This is a genomic window from Paraburkholderia saeva (assembly GCF_907164555.1).
In the GTDB taxonomy this organism is placed as follows: Bacteria; Pseudomonadota; Gammaproteobacteria; order Burkholderiales; family Burkholderiaceae; genus Paraburkholderia; species Paraburkholderia saeva.
The window spans coordinates 900,176-916,239 of record NZ_CAJQZC010000001.1 but is presented as its reverse complement, the minus strand read 5'-3'; the positions used below and the strand labels follow the sequence as shown (position 1 = coordinate 916,239).

Genomic DNA, 16,064 nt, shown 5'->3' with positions numbered 1-16,064 from the left:
TTTGCCTGGTAGCGGTAGCAGGTCTCACTTACGCCAAACGCCTCACAGGCCGCCCGTACGCTCATCGCCCGCTCCTTGACTGCGCGGATGGCCATCTCGCGTCGACGAGATGGCCTCACCACTTTTTTTCGAGCGCCTCACGTACCACCTCCGCCTTGAGTCGCTCTTCGGCGTACATCTTCTTGAGCCTTGCATTTTCGGTCTCAAGCTCCTTCATCCGGGTCATCAAAGCCGCGTCCATGCCGCCGTATTTCGAGCGCCATTTGTAGAAGCTCGCGCTGCTCATCCCGTGCTCGCGGCACAACTCTGGCACGGGTGTGCCGGCTTCGGCCTGCTTCAAAATTCCGATGATCTGGCTTTCCGTGAATCTGGACGTCTTCATGCAAAATTTCCTGTTGATCCTGCTGCTAGAAAATTCTACCTTGAACACCCGTTAATTCTCGGGGGGACTACCCCGTCAGTCGCGCTCGGGCGCCGCCGTCGGCCACGTGCCCGACAGGATCTTTTCGAGCCAGAACGTGCCGATGATCGTTTTCACATCGGTGATCTTGCCGGTGCGCACCCACTCGGACACTTCCGGCACGGTTGCCGTGAAGAGTTCGAGGAACTCTCCGTCGTCGAGCTTGCGCTCGCCGGCTGTCAGACCGCGCGCGAGGTAGATATCAATGAATTCGGTCGAGTACGAAATGATCGGGTGGATACGCGTGATGTAGACATACTCACGCGCCGTATAACCCGTTTCTTCGGCCAGTTCGCGCTTCGCGCAGGCGAGTGCGCCCTCATCCGGGTCCAGCTTGCCGGCCGGATATTCATACATCACCTTGCCGATCGGATAGCGATACTGGCTTTCCAGCAACACGCGGCCGTCGTCGAAGAGCGGAATCACCATCACCGCGCCCGGGTGTTTCACGTACTCGCGGGTCGCGTGCTTGCCATCAGGCAGTTCGACCGTATCGCACTTGAGCGTCAGAAACGGCCCCTCGTGCAGGGTCGTGCTCTCCAGACACTTTTCGGTGAGCGTTGCGTCGTGGTTCGGGAGTTCAGCCATGTGCGACCTCGGAAAAGCATGGAGCGCGGACGGCTGGCGCCGTCAGCGTCGTTTGAGAAGGTACTGCCAGGTGAAACCGGGGAACGCGAACACGACAAAGAGACTGAACGTGATCGCATAGAACTGCCAGCCCTGATCGAAGCGGTTACCGGCGCGCGCTTCGAGCATGAAGCCGAGCGCGCCGATCACGAAATACAGCACGATCATTTCGGCGATCCGCAACCAGGCGCTCTTCTTCGCCGTCTTCAACTTCATCGGGACGACGGCGAAGAGCTTCTGGTTCAGGAATGGCAGGTTGGCGCCCGCGAGCGCCAACAGCACGATAAACCAGCCCGCTGCCGACATTACAGCGGCAGGGTGTGCTGGATAGCCTGCAGGCAGACTGTCATCAGCGGGCCCGGCACGATGCCGAGCACCAGCACGGCCACACCGTTCAGCGCGAGCAGCGTGCGCTTGCAGGCGTCGCCCGTAATCGGCGACGTGTCCTGCGGTGCATCGAAGTACATCAGCTTGACGATACGCAGGTAGTAGAACGCGCCGAACAACGACGTCACCACCGCCAGCACCGCAAGCCACGTCAGGCCAGCGTTCATCGTCGCTTCCAGCACGGCGAGCTTCGCGTAGAAGCCGACCGTCGGCGGGATGCCGGCGAGCGAGAACATCATCACCATCATCACGAACGCGAAGATCGGGCTGCGCTGGTTGAGGCCCTTGAAGTCGTCGAGCGTTTCGGCTTCGAAATCGCGGCGTGCCAGCAGCATCACGATGCCGAACGTGCCGAGCGTCGTCACGAGGTAGACGATGCTATAGAACATCGCCGAGCCGTATGCGCCAGCCGCCCCACCCGCCTTGCCGTCGACCACACCCGACAGCAGACCGAGCAGCACGAAACCCATGTTCGAGATCGCCGAGTACGCCAGCATCCGCTTGATGTTGCGCTGGACGATACCCGTGATGTTGCCGACGATCATCGAAAGCGCCGCGAGAATGACCAGCATTTCCTGCCAGTCGACTGCGAGCGGCAGCAGGCCCATCACCAGGAAGCGCAGACCCCACGCGAACGCAGCGACCTTCGGACCACCGCCCGTCAGGAGCGTCATCGCAGTCGGTGCGCCTTGATAGACGTCCGGCACCCACATGTGGAACGGCACCGCGCCCATCTTGAATGCAACGCCAGCCACGATGAAGATCACGCCGAACAGCAGCACGACGTCATTGATATGACCCGACGCCACGGCCTTCAGCACTTCGCCGAGTTCGAGCGAACCAGTCGCGCCATAGAGCATCGAGATGCCGTAGAGCAGGAAACCCGATGCGAGCGCGCCCAGCACGTAGTACTTCATCGCCGCTTCGTTCGACTGCGCCGCATCGCGACGCAGCGCGATCACCGCATACAGCGAAAGCGACATCAGTTCGAGGCCGAGATACAGCGTCAGGAAGTTGTTGCCCGAAATCATCACGAGCTGGCCGAGCAGCGAGAACATGCCGAGCAGGAAGAAGTCGCCGCGGAACAGGTCGCGATCTTCCAGATACTTGCGCGAGTAGACGATCGACACCGCGTAACCCAGCGACACCACCGCCTTCATCGCGCTCGCGAACGAATCCACGACGTACATGCGCGAGAAGAAATAGTGCTGCTGCGGATCGAACGCGTTGATCGCGAACCACACGCCGGCGACCACCGTCGAGACGACCGCGATGTAATACGTCGTGCGACGGCCAGCCTGGCCGACGAACGTGTCGTTGAGCCACGCGACGACCACTGCGAACATCAGCAGCGCGTCTGGCAACAGAGCATTCATAGGGGCGTTTTGCATGATCTTTAGATTCCTCCGCTCTGTATTACTGTGACAACGGCAGCTTGGACTGCGCGACGTGGGAGAGGAGGTTTTCCACGGATACGTGCATCACATCGGTGAAAGGCTTCGGATAGAGGCCCATGAACAGCGTCAGGACCGCAAGCACAGCCAGCATGTAGAACTCACGACGGTTGACGTCGAGGAGGCCCTTCACGTGATCGTTCGCCACGGCGCCGAAGTACACGCGCTTGTACATCCACAGCGTGTAGCCCGCGCCGAGAATCAGCGTGATCGCCGCGCCAAAACCGATCCAGAAGTTGAACTGGACAGCAGCCAGGATCACCATGAATTCGCCGACGAAACCCGACGTGCCCGGCAGGCCGCAGTTCGCCATCGAGAACAGCATCACGAGTGCCGCGAACTTCGGCATCGTATTCACGACGCCGCCGTAATCGGCGATCTGACGCGAGTGCATGCGGTCGTACAGCACCCCGATACACAGGAACATTGCGCCCGACACAAAACCGTGCGAGATCATCTGGACGATCGCGCCTTCAACACCAAGCTGATTGAAGATAAAGAAGCCAAGCGTTACAAAGCCCATGTGCGCGATCGACGAATACGCGACCAGCTTCTTCATGTCCGTCTGAACCAGCGCGACGAGGCCGATGTAGACCACTGCGATCAGCGACAGCGTGATCACGACCGGCGCGAGGAAGTGGCTTGCGTCCGGCGCGATCGGCAGCGAGAAGCGCACGAAACCGTACGCGCCGAGCTTCAGCATGATCGCGGCCAGCACGACCGAGCCGCCCGTCGGCGCTTCCACGTGGGCGTCAGGCAACCACGTGTGCACCGGCCACATCGGCACCTTCACGGCGAACGCCATGAAGAACGCGATAAATAGCAATATCTGCGGCGTCATGCCGATCTGCGCGTTGTGCCACGTGGCGAGATCGAACGTGCCCGTCTGCGTGTACAGGTACAGGAGCGCGACCAGCATCAGCAGCGAACCCATCAGCGTGTACAGGAAGAACTTGAACGCCGCGTACACGCGGTTCGCCCCACCCCACACGCCGATGATGATGTACATCGGGATCAGCGTGGCTTCGAAGAACACGTAGAACAGCATGCCGTCGGCGGCGCTGAACACACCGACCATGATGCCCGACAGGATCAGGAACGAAGCCAGATACTGCGACACGTTCTTCGTGATCACTTCCCACGCTGAGACAACCACGATCACCGTGATCAGCGCAGTCAGCACGACGAACCACATCGAGATGCCGTCGACACCCAGGTGATACGTGATATTGAAGCGTTCGATCCAGTTGGCCTTCTCCACGAACTGCAGTTCCGCAGTGGTGGAGTCGAAGCCCGTCATGAGCGGAATCGTGACGATGAAGCTGAGTACCGAGCCGACCAGCGCAAGCCAGCGCGCCGGGCCGGGGGTTTCATCGGAACCAATGGCAAGGACCAGGAGGCCGAACAGGATCGGCAGCCAGATCGCGATACTGAGAATCGGATAAGCGTGCATTAGTGTCCCTCGCCTTATTTGCCGCCGAGCGTTACAAACAGGGTCAAGAGCCCCAACATGCCGATAATCATGGCAAACGCGTAGTGATAGATGTAACCGGATTGGAGGAAGCGGATCACACTGGCGAACCAGCCAATGAAGCGTGCGCTGCCGTTGACGATACCGTCGATGACCACGACATCACCCTCTTTCCAGAGACCACGGCCAATGGCCACGGCGCCCTTCGCGAAGACGATTTCGTTGATCTTGTCCATGTAGTACTTGTTGTCGAGCAGCGTGTAGATCGGACCGAACGCGCGCTTGATGACAGCCGGCAGGTCCGGGCGGACCAGATACAGGAACCACGCCACCACGACACCAGCCAGCGCGAGCCACACCGGCAGACCCGACACCGAATGCAGACCCATCGCCGCCCAGCCGTGGAATTCTTCGGCCATTTCGTGCAGCGCCTCGTGGTTTTCGCCGATGAAGATCACCTTGTCGAACGCCACGCCGTGCTGGAAGAAATCGCCGTAAATCATCGGACCGATGCCGATTGCACCGATAACGACCGACGGAATCGCGAGCAGCACCAGCGGCAGCCAGACCACCCAGGGCGTTTCGTGCGGCTCGTGGGCGTGACCGTGATCGTCGTGACCATGGCCGTGCGCATCGTGGCCGTGGCCGTGATCGTCATGACCGTGCGCGGCGTGCGCCGCAGCTTCCGCGCCCATCGGCGACTCCGGATGCTTCGGATTGCGGAAACGCTCTTCGCCGTGGAACACGAGGAAGTACATACGGAACGAGTACAGCGCCGTGACGAACACGCTCGCCACCACCGCGAAGTACGCGAAACCCGAACCCGGCAGATGCGACAGCTTCACCGCATCGATGATCGAATCTTTCGAGTAGAAGCCCGAGAAGAAGGGCGTTCCGATCAGCGCCAGCGAACCGACCAGCGACGTGATCCACGTAATCGGCATGTACTTGCGCAGGCCGCCCATGTTGCGGATGTCCTGATCGTGGTGCATGCCGATGATCACCGAACCGGCGCCGAGGAACAGCAGCGCCTTGAAGAACGCGTGCGTCATCAGATGGAACACGGCAACCGAGTACGCGGACGCGCCGAGCGCGACCGTCATGTAGCCGAGCTGCGACAGCGTCGAGTAAGCCACCACGCGCTTGATGTCGTTCTGGATGATCCCGAGGAAACCCATGAACAGCGCCGTGATCGCACCGATCACCATCACGAACGAGAGTGCCGTGTCCGACAGTTCGAACAGCGGCGACATGCGCGTGACCATGAAGATACCGGCCGTCACCATCGTTGCCGCGTGAATCAGTGCGGAGATCGGTGTCGGGCCTTCCATCGAATCCGGCAGCCACACGTGCAGCGGGAACTGAGCCGACTTGCCCATCGCGCCAATGAAGAGGCAGATACACGCAACCGTCAGCAGGCCCCAGCTCGTGCCCGGGAAGTTCAGCGAAGCCAGTTCGTGGCTCTTCGCGAACACGTCGCCGTAGTTCATCGAGCCGGCGAAGGCCAGCAGCAGACCAATGCCAAGAATGAAACCGAAGTCGCCCACGCGGTTCACGATGAACGCCTTCATATTCGCGTAAATGGCGCTTTCACGTGTGAAGTAGAAGCCGATCAGCAGGTACGACACGAGACCCACCGCTTCCCAGCCGAAGAACAGCTGCAGGAAGTTGTTGCTCATCACGAGCATCAGCATCGAGAACGTGAACAGCGAAATGTACGAGAAGAAGCGCTGATAACCGTCGTCGTCGGCCATGTAGCCGATCGTGTAGATGTGCACCATCAGCGACACGAAGGTCACCACACACATCATCATCGCCGTGAGCGAATCGACGAGGAAGCCCACTTCGAACTTCAGCTTGCCGACGGTCAGCCATTCGTAGACGGTCGCGTTGAAGCTCGCACCGTTCAGCACGTCGAAAAAGACGATCGCCGACAGGATGAACGAGATCGCCACGCCGAGGATCGTAACCGAGTGTGCCCCGGCGCGCCCCACCGCTTTCCCGAACAGCCCCGCAATCAGCGAGCCGGCCAGCGGTGCAAGCGGGACCGCTAGCAGCAGGTTTTCATTGAGTGTCGTTGACATAACAGCTTTGCCTGAATTTAACCTTTGAGCTGATCGAGATCCTCGACGTTGATCGTGTCGAGGCTACGGAACAGGGTCACCAGAATGGCGAGACCGATCGCTGCTTCCGCTGCCGCAACCGTCAGCACGAAGAACACGAAGATCTGGCCATGCACGTCGCCGAGGTAATGCGAGAAGGCGACGAAATTGGTATTCACCGCCAGCAGCATCAGCTCGATCGCCATCAGGATGATGATGACGTTGCGACGGTTCAGGAAAATGCCGACGATGCTGATCGCAAACAGGATCGCGCCGAGGACGAGGTAATGAGCAAGGGTCAACATGTTTTTCTCCTGGGCGCTCAGCCGTTCTTTGCAGGCGCGGCCGCAGCCGTTGCAGCTTCTGCTGCGGCGGCCTTTGCGGCGGCAGCGGCTTCGGCAGCTTCGGTCGCAGCGGTCTTTTCCGACGGCATCTTGACGATGCGCACCCGGTCCTGCGCGCGCACCTTCACCTGATCGCCGACAACCTGGCGCTTGCTGTCCTTCGCATGACGCGTGGTCAGCGCAATCGCGGCGATGATCGCGACGAGCAGCACGAGGCCCGCCACTTCGAACGCGAAGATGTAGTCGGTGTAGATCATCTTGCCGATGATGCGCGTGTTCGACCAGCCGGCGGTTGCGGCTGCAGCGCCGGCCACCGTCGTGTCGCGCACCGGCTGGACGGTCGCGCCGTAGCCGTGCCAGAGGATCAGCGCGGTTTCGATCACGATGATCGCGCCGACAATCGTCGCCATCGGCACGAAGCGTTTGAAGTCGCGTCGCAGCACGTCGAGATTGATGTCCAGCATCATCACGACGAACAGGAACAGCACCATCACCGCGCCGACGTAGACCAGCACGAGCAGGATCGCGAGGAATTCAGCCTCGAGCAGCATCCAGATGGCCGCGGCGTTGAAGAACGCGAGCACCAGGAAGAGCGCGGAGCTCACCGGGTTGCGCGAGGTGATCACCTTCAGCCCTGATACCACCAGGAGCAGCGCGAAGATGTAGAACAGTACGGTCGTGAATTCCATGATTACCGGTTCATCGTTAGGCCATCATCAGGCATGGTTCTTTGGCACGCGCATCCGTGAAAGCAGTACACAAGTGCGCGATGCCGAAGCGGTCAGACTTCAGCTTACGACCCGGCAGCGGGCCGTTGCAGCGTCGAACAAGCAGCGTTTCAACCGCGTTCAGCCGGGTTTAACGATACGGCGCGTCGGCCGCCTTGTTTGCAGCGATCTCGGTTTCGTAGCGATCACCCACGGCCAGCAGCATGTCCTTCGTGAAGTACAGGTCGCCGCGCTTTTCGCCGTGATATTCGAGAATGTGCGTCTCGACGATCGAATCGACGGGGCAGCTTTCTTCGCAGAAACCGCAGAAGATGCATTTGGTCAGGTCGATGTCGTAGCGCGTCGTGCGGCGGGTATTGTCCGCGCGGGTTTCCGACTCGATCGTGATGGCGAGTGCCGGGCACACCGCTTCGCACAGCTTGCAGGCGATGCAGCGCTCTTCGCCATTTTCATAGCGGCGCAGTGCATGCAGGCCGCGGAAACGCGGCGAAATCGGCGTCTTTTCTTCGGGGAACTGCACCGTGATCTTGCGCTGAAACGTGTAGCGTCCGGTCAGCGCGAGGCCCTTCAGCAGCTCCGTCAGGAAGAAGGTCTTGAAGAAGTTTTGAATTGCGGTCATGGGTTCATCCGCCCTTTATTTCCAGATATTCAACGGCGACATGATCCAGAAGCCGACCACCACCAGCCACACCACGCAGACCGGAATGAAGACTTTCCAGCCCAGACGCATGATCTGGTCATAGCGATAGCGCGGGAACGTAGCACGTGCCCAGATGAACACCGACAGCAGGAAGAAAACTTTCGCGACGAGCCACACAATGCCCGGCACGAACGACAGGAAACCGAACGGCGCGCTCCAGCCGCCGAGGAACATCGTCGCGGCGATCGCCGAGATCACGATCATGTTGATGTACTCGGCGAGGAAGAACAGCGCGAACGCCATGCCCGAATAATCGATCATGTGGCCGGCCACGATTTCCGACTCCCCTTCCACCACGTCGAACGGGTGGCGGTTCGTTTCAGCGATGCCGGAAATGAAGTAGACGACGAACATCGGCAGCAGCGGCAGCCAGTTCCACGACAGGAAGTTGAGGCCGTAGCTCGCGAAAATGCCGCGTTCCTGCGAAGTGACGATGTCCGAGAGGTTCAGACTTCCCGACGTCATCAGCACGACGACGAGCGCGAAGCCCATCGAGATTTCGTACGACACCATCTGTGCCGCGGCGCGCATCGCACCGAGAAATGCGTACTTCGAGTTCGACGCCCAGCCGGCGAGAATCACGCCGTACACACCAACCGACGAAATCGCCATTGCGTACAGGAGACCCGCGTTGATGTCGCCGAGCACCGCGCCCGCCTGGAACGGAATCACCGCCCAGACTGCGAAGGCCGGCACCACCACCATGATCGGCGCGATCATGTAGATCCAGCGGCTTGCCTGTGTCGGCTGAATGACTTCCTTCAGCAGCAGCTTCAGCACGTCGGCGATCGGCTGCAACAGACCGGCCGGACCGACGCGGTTCGGGCCGAGACGCACGTGCATCCAGCCGATCAGCTTCCGTTCCCACAGGATCAGATAAGCCACGCACAGCAGGATCACGACGGCCACCACCAGGATGCGCACGAGCGCCCACACCGTGGGCCATGCCACACCGAGAAGCTGGGTGCCGCCCGAGTTGATCGTTTCGAACAAGCTCATTTACGCCTTCTCCACCACCAGTTCACCGAACAGGCTGCCCAGCGCTGCACCAGCAGGCGTGCCTGCCGATACGCGGACGACCGTTTCCGCAAGATTCGCATCACGCACTGCCGGCAGTTGCACCGACAGTTCGCCCTGGCGCACGCGGATCGCGTCGCCCTCTTTCAGACCCAGCTTGTCGAACAGCGAAGCCGGCAGACCGGCCGAATTCGCTGCGCGTGCTGCAGCCGTCAGGTGCAGCGATTCCGCGCGGCGCACCAGCGGATCAGCGTGATAAATCGGTACATCGGCGATGCGTTCGAACCTGCCTTCGGCGGCCTTCGCCGTGCCGTTGCCGCGCGCCACCGCCACTTGCGTCCTGTTCGACAGACGCGGGCTGAGATCGCCGTCGCCCAATGCAGCCGTGCGCACTTCTTCAGCCGTGTCGTAGTCGAAACCCGGCACGCCGAGGATGCTGCCCAGCACGCGCAACACCTTCCATGCCGGACGCGTTTCGCCGAGCGGACGCACGACGCCGTTGAACGTCTGAACCGTACCTTCGGCGTTGACGAACGTGCCGGCCGTTTCCGTGAACGGCGCGACCGGCAGCAGCACGTCGGCGTAGTCGGTGCCCGTCACGAACGACGACATCACGACGACCATTTCCGCCTGCTTCAACGCGGCCAGTGCCTGCGCGGGGTTGGCCGTATCGAATTCCGGCTCCATGTTCAGCAGCACGTAACCCTTGCGCGGCTGCTCGAACACTTCACGTGCGTTCAGACCACCTGCATCCGGCACTGCGCCGACGAGGTGCGCGCCGACCGTGTTCGCCGCTTCCGTGAGGAAGCCGAGCGTTGCGCCGGTTGCATCGGCAATCCATTGAGCCGCTGCGTGAATCTGTGCGAATTGCGGATGCTGTACCGCGCCGTTGCCGAGCAGCACGACGCGCGTCGAGCCACCTGCGAGCGATGCGGCTGCCTGCTTCGCCGCGTCCGATGCCTCGACGCCCGACAGCGCGTCCGGAAGTGCTTCACCGCGCAGCTCAGCGACCGAAGCAGCAATGCCAGCGAGTTCGTTGAGCCATGCCGACGGCGCCGCGACAACGCGCTTCGCCTGCGGAATCAGTGCGTCGTCAGCGGTTGCCTGCAGGAACGTGAGCTTCGCGCCGCTCTTCGCAGCCTGACGCAGACGCGCAGCCAGCAGCGGATGATCGCGGCGCAGCGTCGAACCGATCACCAGCGCGGCGTCGAGGTTCGACAGATCGGCGATAGCGGTGCCGAGCCACGGCGCACCGTTGACCGGTGCGGAGAAGTCCGACTGACGCAGACGGAAGTCGACGTTCGGCGTACCGACTGCCTGTGCGAGCTTCTTCAGCAGGAACAGTTCTTCGACCGTGCTGTGCGGGCTGGCGAGCGCAGCCAGCGCGTTCGCGCCGTGATCGCCCTTGATGCCATTCAGACCCTTGACGACGTATTCGAGCGCCGTCTGCCAGTCGGTTTCAATCCACTTGCCGTCCTGCTTCAGCATCGGCTGCGTGAGACGCTCCGCGCTGTTCAGGCCTTCGTACGAGAAACGATCCTTGTCCGAGATCCAGCATTCGTTGATCGCTTCGTTTTCGAACGGCAGCGCGCGCATCACGCGATTGTTCTTGACCTGCACCACGAGGTTCGCGCCGACGGAATCGTGCGGGCTCACCGACTTGCGGCGGGACAGTTCCCACGTACGGGCGCTGTAGCGGAACGGCTTGCTGGTCAGCGCGCCGACCGGGCACAGGTCGATCATGTTGCCCGACAGTTCCGAATCGACCGTCTTGCCGACGAACGACGTGATTTCCGAGTGCTCGCCGCGACCCAGCATGCCGAGTTCCATCACACCGGCGACTTCCTGGCCGAAACGGACGCAACGCGTGCAGTGAATGCAGCGTGTCATTTCTTCCATCGAGATCAGCGGGCCGACGTTCTTGTGGAACACGACGCGCTTCTCTTCGCTATAACGCGACGACGACTTGCCGTAACCGACCGCCAGATCCTGCAGTTGACATTCGCCGCCCTGATCGCAGATCGGGCAGTCGAGCGGATGGTTGATCAGCAGGAATTCCATCACGGATTGCTGCGCTTTCACTGCCTTGTCCGACTTCGTGCGCACGATCATGCCCGCCGACACCGGCGTCGCGCATGCCGGCACAGCCTTCGGCATCTTCTCGACTTCGACAAGACACATCCGGCAGTTGGCCGCAATCGACAGCTTCTTGTGATAGCAGAAGTGAGGAATGTACGTATCGACCTTATGCGCAGCCTGGATCACCATGCTGCCTTCCGGTACCTCGACTGTCTTGCCGTCTATTTCAAGTTCAACCATGATGGTCAATCTTCCTTAACCTGTTACCGCTCATTCGTTCGCCTGCTCATTCGTCCATTCACGCGCTGGCTCTTCAGGAGTTACAGCGATGAATCCCCGCGGCCGGTGCTTCGTCTTTGTGGCTCAGGCAGCGACTGTTTCCGTTGCCGCTGCCGCGCCCGCATGCCCGCCGACCATGCAATGCTTGTGCTCGACGTGGTACGCGAATTCGTCCCAGTAGTGCTTCAGCATGCCGCGCACCGGCATGGCCGCTGCGTCGCCGAGCGCGCAGATCGTGCGGCCCATGATGTTTTCGGCAACCGAGTTCAGCAGGTCCAGATCTTCCTGGCGGCCGAGCCCGTGTTCGATACGATGCACGACGCGATACAGCCAGCCGGTGCCTTCGCGGCACGGCGTGCACTGACCACACGATTCTTCGTAATAGAAGTACGACAGACGCAACAGCGAGCGCACCATGCAACGCGTCTCGTCCATCACGATCACCGCGCCGGAACCGAGCATCGAGCCGGCCTTCGCGATCGAGTCGTAGTCGAGATCGGTGTTCATCATCATCTCGCCAGGAATTACCGGCGCCGACGAACCACCCGGAATCACGGCCTTGATCTTCTTGCCGCCGCGCATGCCGCCTGCGAGTTCCAGCAGCGTCGCGAACGGGGTGCCGAGCGGCACTTCATAGTTGCCCGGACGTTCGATGTCGCCGGAGATCGAGAAGATCTTCGTGCCGCCGTTGTTCGGCTTGCCCAGTTCGAGGTACGCCTGCGGGCCGATTTCCAGCAGGAACGGCACGGCTGCGAACGTCTCAGTGTTGTTGATCGTCGTCGGCTTGCCGTACACGCCGAAGCTCGCCGGGAACGGCGGCTTGAAACGCGGCTGGCCTTTCTTGCCTTCGAGCGACTCGAGCAGCGCGGTTTCTTCGCCACAGATGTAGGCGCCGTAACCGTGGTGCGCATGGAGTTCGAACGAGAAACCCGAACCCATGATGTTCGCGCCGAGGAAACCCGCGCGACGCGCTTCTTCAAGCGCTTCTTCGAAGACCTTGTAGGTTTCCCAGATTTCGCCGTGGATGTAGTTGTAGCCGACCGTGATGCCCATCGCGTACGCGCCAATGGCCATGCCTTCGATCAGCGAATGTGGGTTCCAGCGGAGGATGTCGCGATCCTTGAAGGTGCCCGGCTCGCCTTCGTCCGAATTGCAGACGAGGTATTTCTGCCCCGGGAACTGACGCGGCATGAAGCTCCACTTCAGGCCGGTCGGGAAGCCTGCACCGCCACGGCCGCGCAGACCCGACGCTTTCACGTCGGCGATCACCTGCTCGGGCGGAATCTTCTCTTCCAGAATGCGGCGCAGCTGCTTGTAACCACCGCGCGCGACGTAGTCTTCGAGATGCCAGTTGTCGCCGTTCAGGCCGGCGAGAATCAGCGGTTTGATGTGACGATCGTGTAAAGACGTCATTTCGAAAGTTCCTCGAGCAGCTGGTCGATCTTCTCGCGGCTCATGAAGCTGCACATACGGTGGTTGTTCACGAGCAGCACCGGCGCATCGCCGCACGAACCCATGCATTCGCCCTCTTTCAGGGTGAACTGGCCGTCCGCCGTGGTTTCGCCGAAGTCGATGCCGAGTTTCTGTTTCAGGTATTCGGCGGCGCTTTCCGAACCGCCGTCCGGGCCGAGCTGGCACGGCAGGTTCGTGCAGAGCGTGATCTTGTACTTGCCGACCGGCGACGTGTTGTACATCGTGTAGAAGGTCGCAACCTCCTGCACGGCAACCGCGGGCATGCCAAGGTAGTCAGCCACGAACTGCATGATTTCGGGCGACAGCCAGCCGTGCTCTTCCTGAGCAGTGGCCAACGCCGACATCACGGCGGACTGTTTCTGATCGGCGGGATACTTCGCGATCGCACGATCGATTTCTTTCAGGCCTTCAGCTGAGATCATTTTCAGACACGACTCTTTCAATTCCTACCGAACGAAAACCTGCCGCTCATTGTTTGCTGCGACAGACCCGGCGTTCCTTTGCTTGACGCGCGAGGGACCGCGCGCGCCGTTATGAAAATTGCCTAGCGATCCACTTCGCCGAACACGATGTCCTGCGTACCGATGATCGTCACGGCGTCGGCGATCATGTGACCGCGCGCCATTTCATCGAGCGCGGACAGATGCGCGTAACCCGGCGCGCGGATCTTCAGGCGATACGGCTTGTTCGCACCATCCGAAATCAGATAGATGCCGAACTCGCCCTTCGGATGTTCGACCGCTGCGTACGCCTCGCCTTCCGGCACGTGGAAGCCTTCCGTGAAGAGCTTGAAGTGGTGAATCAGCTCTTCCATGTTCGACTTCATGCCGACGCGCGACGGCGGCGCAACCTTGTGATTGTCGACCATCACCGGGCCCGGATTCTTCCTGAGCCACTCGATACACTGTTTCACGATGCGCGTGGACTGACGCATTTCCTCGACGCGCACCAGATAGCGGTCGTAGCAGTCGCCGTTCACGCCAACCGGAATATCGAAGTCGAGCTTGTCATAAACTTCGTACGGCTGCTTTTTGCGCAGATCCCATTCGATGCCCGAACCGCGCAGCATCGCGCCCGTCATGCCGAGTTGCAGTGCACGCTCCGGGCTCACCACGCCAATGCCGACCAGACGCTGTTTCCAGATCCGGTTGTCGGTCAACAGCGTTTCGTATTCGTCGACACACTTCGGAAAGCGCGTGAAGAAATCGTCGATGAAGTCGAGCAGCGAACCCTGACGGTTCTCGTTCATCTTCGAGAGCGCCTTCGCATTGCGGATCTTCGACGCCTTGTATTGCGGCATTGCGTCAGGCAGATCGCGATAGACGCCGCCCGGACGGTAGTACGCCGCGTGCATCCGTGCGCCGGAGACCGCTTCGTACACGTCCATCAGGTCTTCGCGTTCGCGGAACGCGTACAGGAACACCGCCATTGCGCCGACGTCGAGTGCGTGGGCGCCGATCCACATCAGGTGGTTCAGCACGCGCGTCACTTCGTCGAACATCACGCGGATGTACTGTGCGCGCACCGGCACGTCGATGCCGAGCAGCTTTTCGATGGCCATCACATAGCCGTGCTCGTTCACCATCATCGACACGTAGTCGAGACGGTCCATATACGGCACGGACTGGATGAAGGTCTTGGTTTCAGCGAGCTTTTCGGTCGCGCGGTGCAGCAGGCCGATGTGCGGATCGGCGCGCTGGATCACTTCGCCGTCGAGTTCGAGCACGAGGCGCAGCACACCGTGCGCGGCCGGGTGTTGCGGGCCGAAGTTGAGCGTGTAGTTCTTGATCTCTGCCATGGCGTTCTCTTAGTGTTTCAGACCGCCATAGCGATCCTCACGGATCACGCGCGGTGTGATTTCCCGCGGCTCGATCGTCACCGGCTGGTAGACGACGCGCTTCTCTTCCGGGTCGTAACGCATTTCGACGTAGCCGGAAATCGGGAAATCCTTGCGGAACGGGTGGCCAATAAAGCCATAGTCGGTCAGGATCCGGCGCAGGTCCGGGTGACCTTCGAAGACGATGCCGTACAGGTCGAACGCTTCGCGCTCGTACCAGTTGGCAGAACTCCAGATATCGACAACCGACGCGACGACCGGCACTTCATCATCAGGCGCGAACACGCGCACACGCAGACGCCAGTTGTTCGCCACCGACAGCAGATGCAGCACGGCTGCGAAGCGCGGGCCTTCATAGGCGCCATCGCCGTACGTCTGGTAATCGACGCCGCACAGGTCCATCAACTGCTCGAAGCCGAGCGACTTGTCGTCGCGCAGGCGCGTTGCCACTTCGAGGTAATCGCTCGCCTTGACGACGATCGTCAGCTCACCGATTGCTTCGGTGACGCTCAGCAGGCGGCCGCCAAAGGCCGCCTCGAGGTTCGCTTTGAGAGTCTCGAGTTTGCTTGCCATATTGTGGGGAAGAGGCGTTGGCCTTATTGACGGGCGATGGTATTGGTGCGGCGGATCTTCGCCTGTAGCTGGATCACGCCGTAGACCAGCGCTTCAGCCGTGGGCGGGCACCCCGGCACATAGACGTCGACCGGCACGATACGGTCGCAACCACGCACCACCGAATACGAGTAGTGGTAATAGCCGCCGCCGTTCGCGCACGAACCCATCGAAATCACCCAGCGCGGCTCGGCCATCTGGTCGTAGACCTTGCGCAGAGCAGGCGCCATCTTGTTGCACAGCGTGCCGGCGACGATCATCACGTCCGACTGACGCGGACTCGGACGAAACACCACGCCGAAACGGTCGAGGTCATAACGGGCGGCGCCCGCATGCATCATCTCGACCGCGCAACACGCGAGACCGAACGTCATCGGCCACAGCGAGCCGGTGCGCGTCCAGTTGATCAGCTTGTCAGCCGTGGTGGTGACAAACCCTTCCTTCAAGACCCCTTCGATACTCATTTGCTTTCCACTCCAGACGGGGCGGCAAGC

Annotated in this window: 15 protein-coding genes and 1 pseudogene; all 16 read right to left on the bottom strand. The window is 60.9% G+C overall.

Translation table 11 applies throughout. The features are described from left to right. Positions 1–382 (bottom strand): annotated as a pseudogene (locus LPA36_RS04145) (transposase); the annotation flags it as partial. Positions 383–457: 75 nt separating this feature from the next. Beyond that, on the bottom strand, positions 458–1,048 hold the full coding sequence (locus LPA36_RS04140; protein WP_228874856.1) for an NUDIX domain-containing protein: 591 nt from the start codon (positions 1,046–1,048) through the stop codon (positions 458–460). 42 nt (positions 1,049–1,090) lie between these two features. Beyond that, positions 1,091–1,393, bottom strand: a complete 303-nt coding sequence (locus tag LPA36_RS04135) for a DUF2818 family protein (RefSeq protein WP_228874855.1) — start codon at positions 1,391–1,393, stop codon at positions 1,091–1,093. Further along, a complete protein-coding gene (nuoN, locus tag LPA36_RS04130) occupies positions 1,393–2,865 on the bottom strand; it encodes an NADH-quinone oxidoreductase subunit NuoN (protein ID WP_228874854.1) in 1,473 nt (490 codons plus the stop codon). Before nuoN ends, LPA36_RS04135 begins: the two co-directional genes overlap by 1 nt. A 25-nt stretch (positions 2,866–2,890) precedes the next feature. Next, entirely contained in the window at positions 2,891–4,381 is a 1,491-nt protein-coding gene (locus tag LPA36_RS04125) for an NADH-quinone oxidoreductase subunit M (RefSeq protein ID WP_228874853.1), read from the bottom strand. A gap of 14 nt (positions 4,382–4,395) precedes the next feature. Beyond that, positions 4,396–6,483 carry an NADH-quinone oxidoreductase subunit L gene (nuoL, locus tag LPA36_RS04120; RefSeq protein WP_228874852.1) on the bottom strand — a complete coding sequence of 696 codons (2,088 nt, stop codon included), beginning with the start codon at positions 6,481–6,483 and terminating at the stop codon, positions 4,396–4,398. Positions 6,484–6,500: 17 nt separating this feature from the next. Further along, positions 6,501–6,806, bottom strand: a complete 306-nt coding sequence (gene nuoK, locus LPA36_RS04115; protein ID WP_006052894.1) for an NADH-quinone oxidoreductase subunit NuoK — start codon at positions 6,804–6,806, stop codon at positions 6,501–6,503. 17 nt (positions 6,807–6,823) lie between these two features. Further along, complete coding sequence (locus LPA36_RS04110) at positions 6,824–7,534, bottom strand: NADH-quinone oxidoreductase subunit J (protein ID WP_228874851.1); 711 nt, start codon at positions 7,532–7,534, stop codon at positions 6,824–6,826. Between the two features lie 169 nt (positions 7,535–7,703). After that, complete coding sequence (gene nuoI / locus LPA36_RS04105) at positions 7,704–8,192, bottom strand: NADH-quinone oxidoreductase subunit NuoI (RefSeq protein ID WP_007588142.1); 489 nt, start codon at positions 8,190–8,192, stop codon at positions 7,704–7,706. Between the two features lie 15 nt (positions 8,193–8,207). Next, positions 8,208–9,272, bottom strand: a complete 1,065-nt coding sequence (gene nuoH, locus LPA36_RS04100; RefSeq protein ID WP_228874850.1) for an NADH-quinone oxidoreductase subunit NuoH — start codon at positions 9,270–9,272, stop codon at positions 8,208–8,210. Further along, the gene (gene nuoG, locus LPA36_RS04095) at positions 9,273–11,609 is read right to left on the bottom strand and encodes an NADH-quinone oxidoreductase subunit NuoG (protein ID WP_228874849.1); all 2,337 of its coding nucleotides are present in this window, start codon (positions 11,607–11,609) and stop codon (positions 9,273–9,275) included. Between the two features lie 123 nt (positions 11,610–11,732). After that, positions 11,733–13,061, bottom strand: coding sequence for an NADH-quinone oxidoreductase subunit NuoF (nuoF, locus tag LPA36_RS04090; protein WP_228874848.1), 1,329 nt, complete (start codon positions 13,059–13,061; stop codon positions 11,733–11,735). Further along, positions 13,058–13,543, bottom strand: a complete 486-nt coding sequence (nuoE, locus tag LPA36_RS04085) for an NADH-quinone oxidoreductase subunit NuoE (RefSeq protein WP_228874847.1) — start codon at positions 13,541–13,543, stop codon at positions 13,058–13,060. Before nuoE ends, nuoF begins: the two co-directional genes overlap by 4 nt. A 122-nt stretch (positions 13,544–13,665) precedes the next feature. Then, positions 13,666–14,919 (bottom strand): NADH-quinone oxidoreductase subunit D, encoded by a 1,254-nt coding sequence (locus LPA36_RS04080; RefSeq protein WP_228874846.1) that lies wholly within the window; start codon positions 14,917–14,919, stop codon positions 13,666–13,668. A gap of 9 nt (positions 14,920–14,928) precedes the next feature. Continuing rightward, a complete protein-coding gene (locus tag LPA36_RS04075; RefSeq protein WP_228874845.1) occupies positions 14,929–15,531 on the bottom strand; it encodes an NADH-quinone oxidoreductase subunit C in 603 nt (200 codons plus the stop codon). 23 nt (positions 15,532–15,554) lie between these two features. Then, positions 15,555–16,034: a NuoB/complex I 20 kDa subunit family protein gene (locus LPA36_RS04070; protein ID WP_006052903.1), complete on the bottom strand. Its 480-nt coding sequence runs from the start codon at positions 16,032–16,034 to the stop codon at positions 15,555–15,557. Positions 16,035–16,064: the final 30 nt, after the last annotated feature.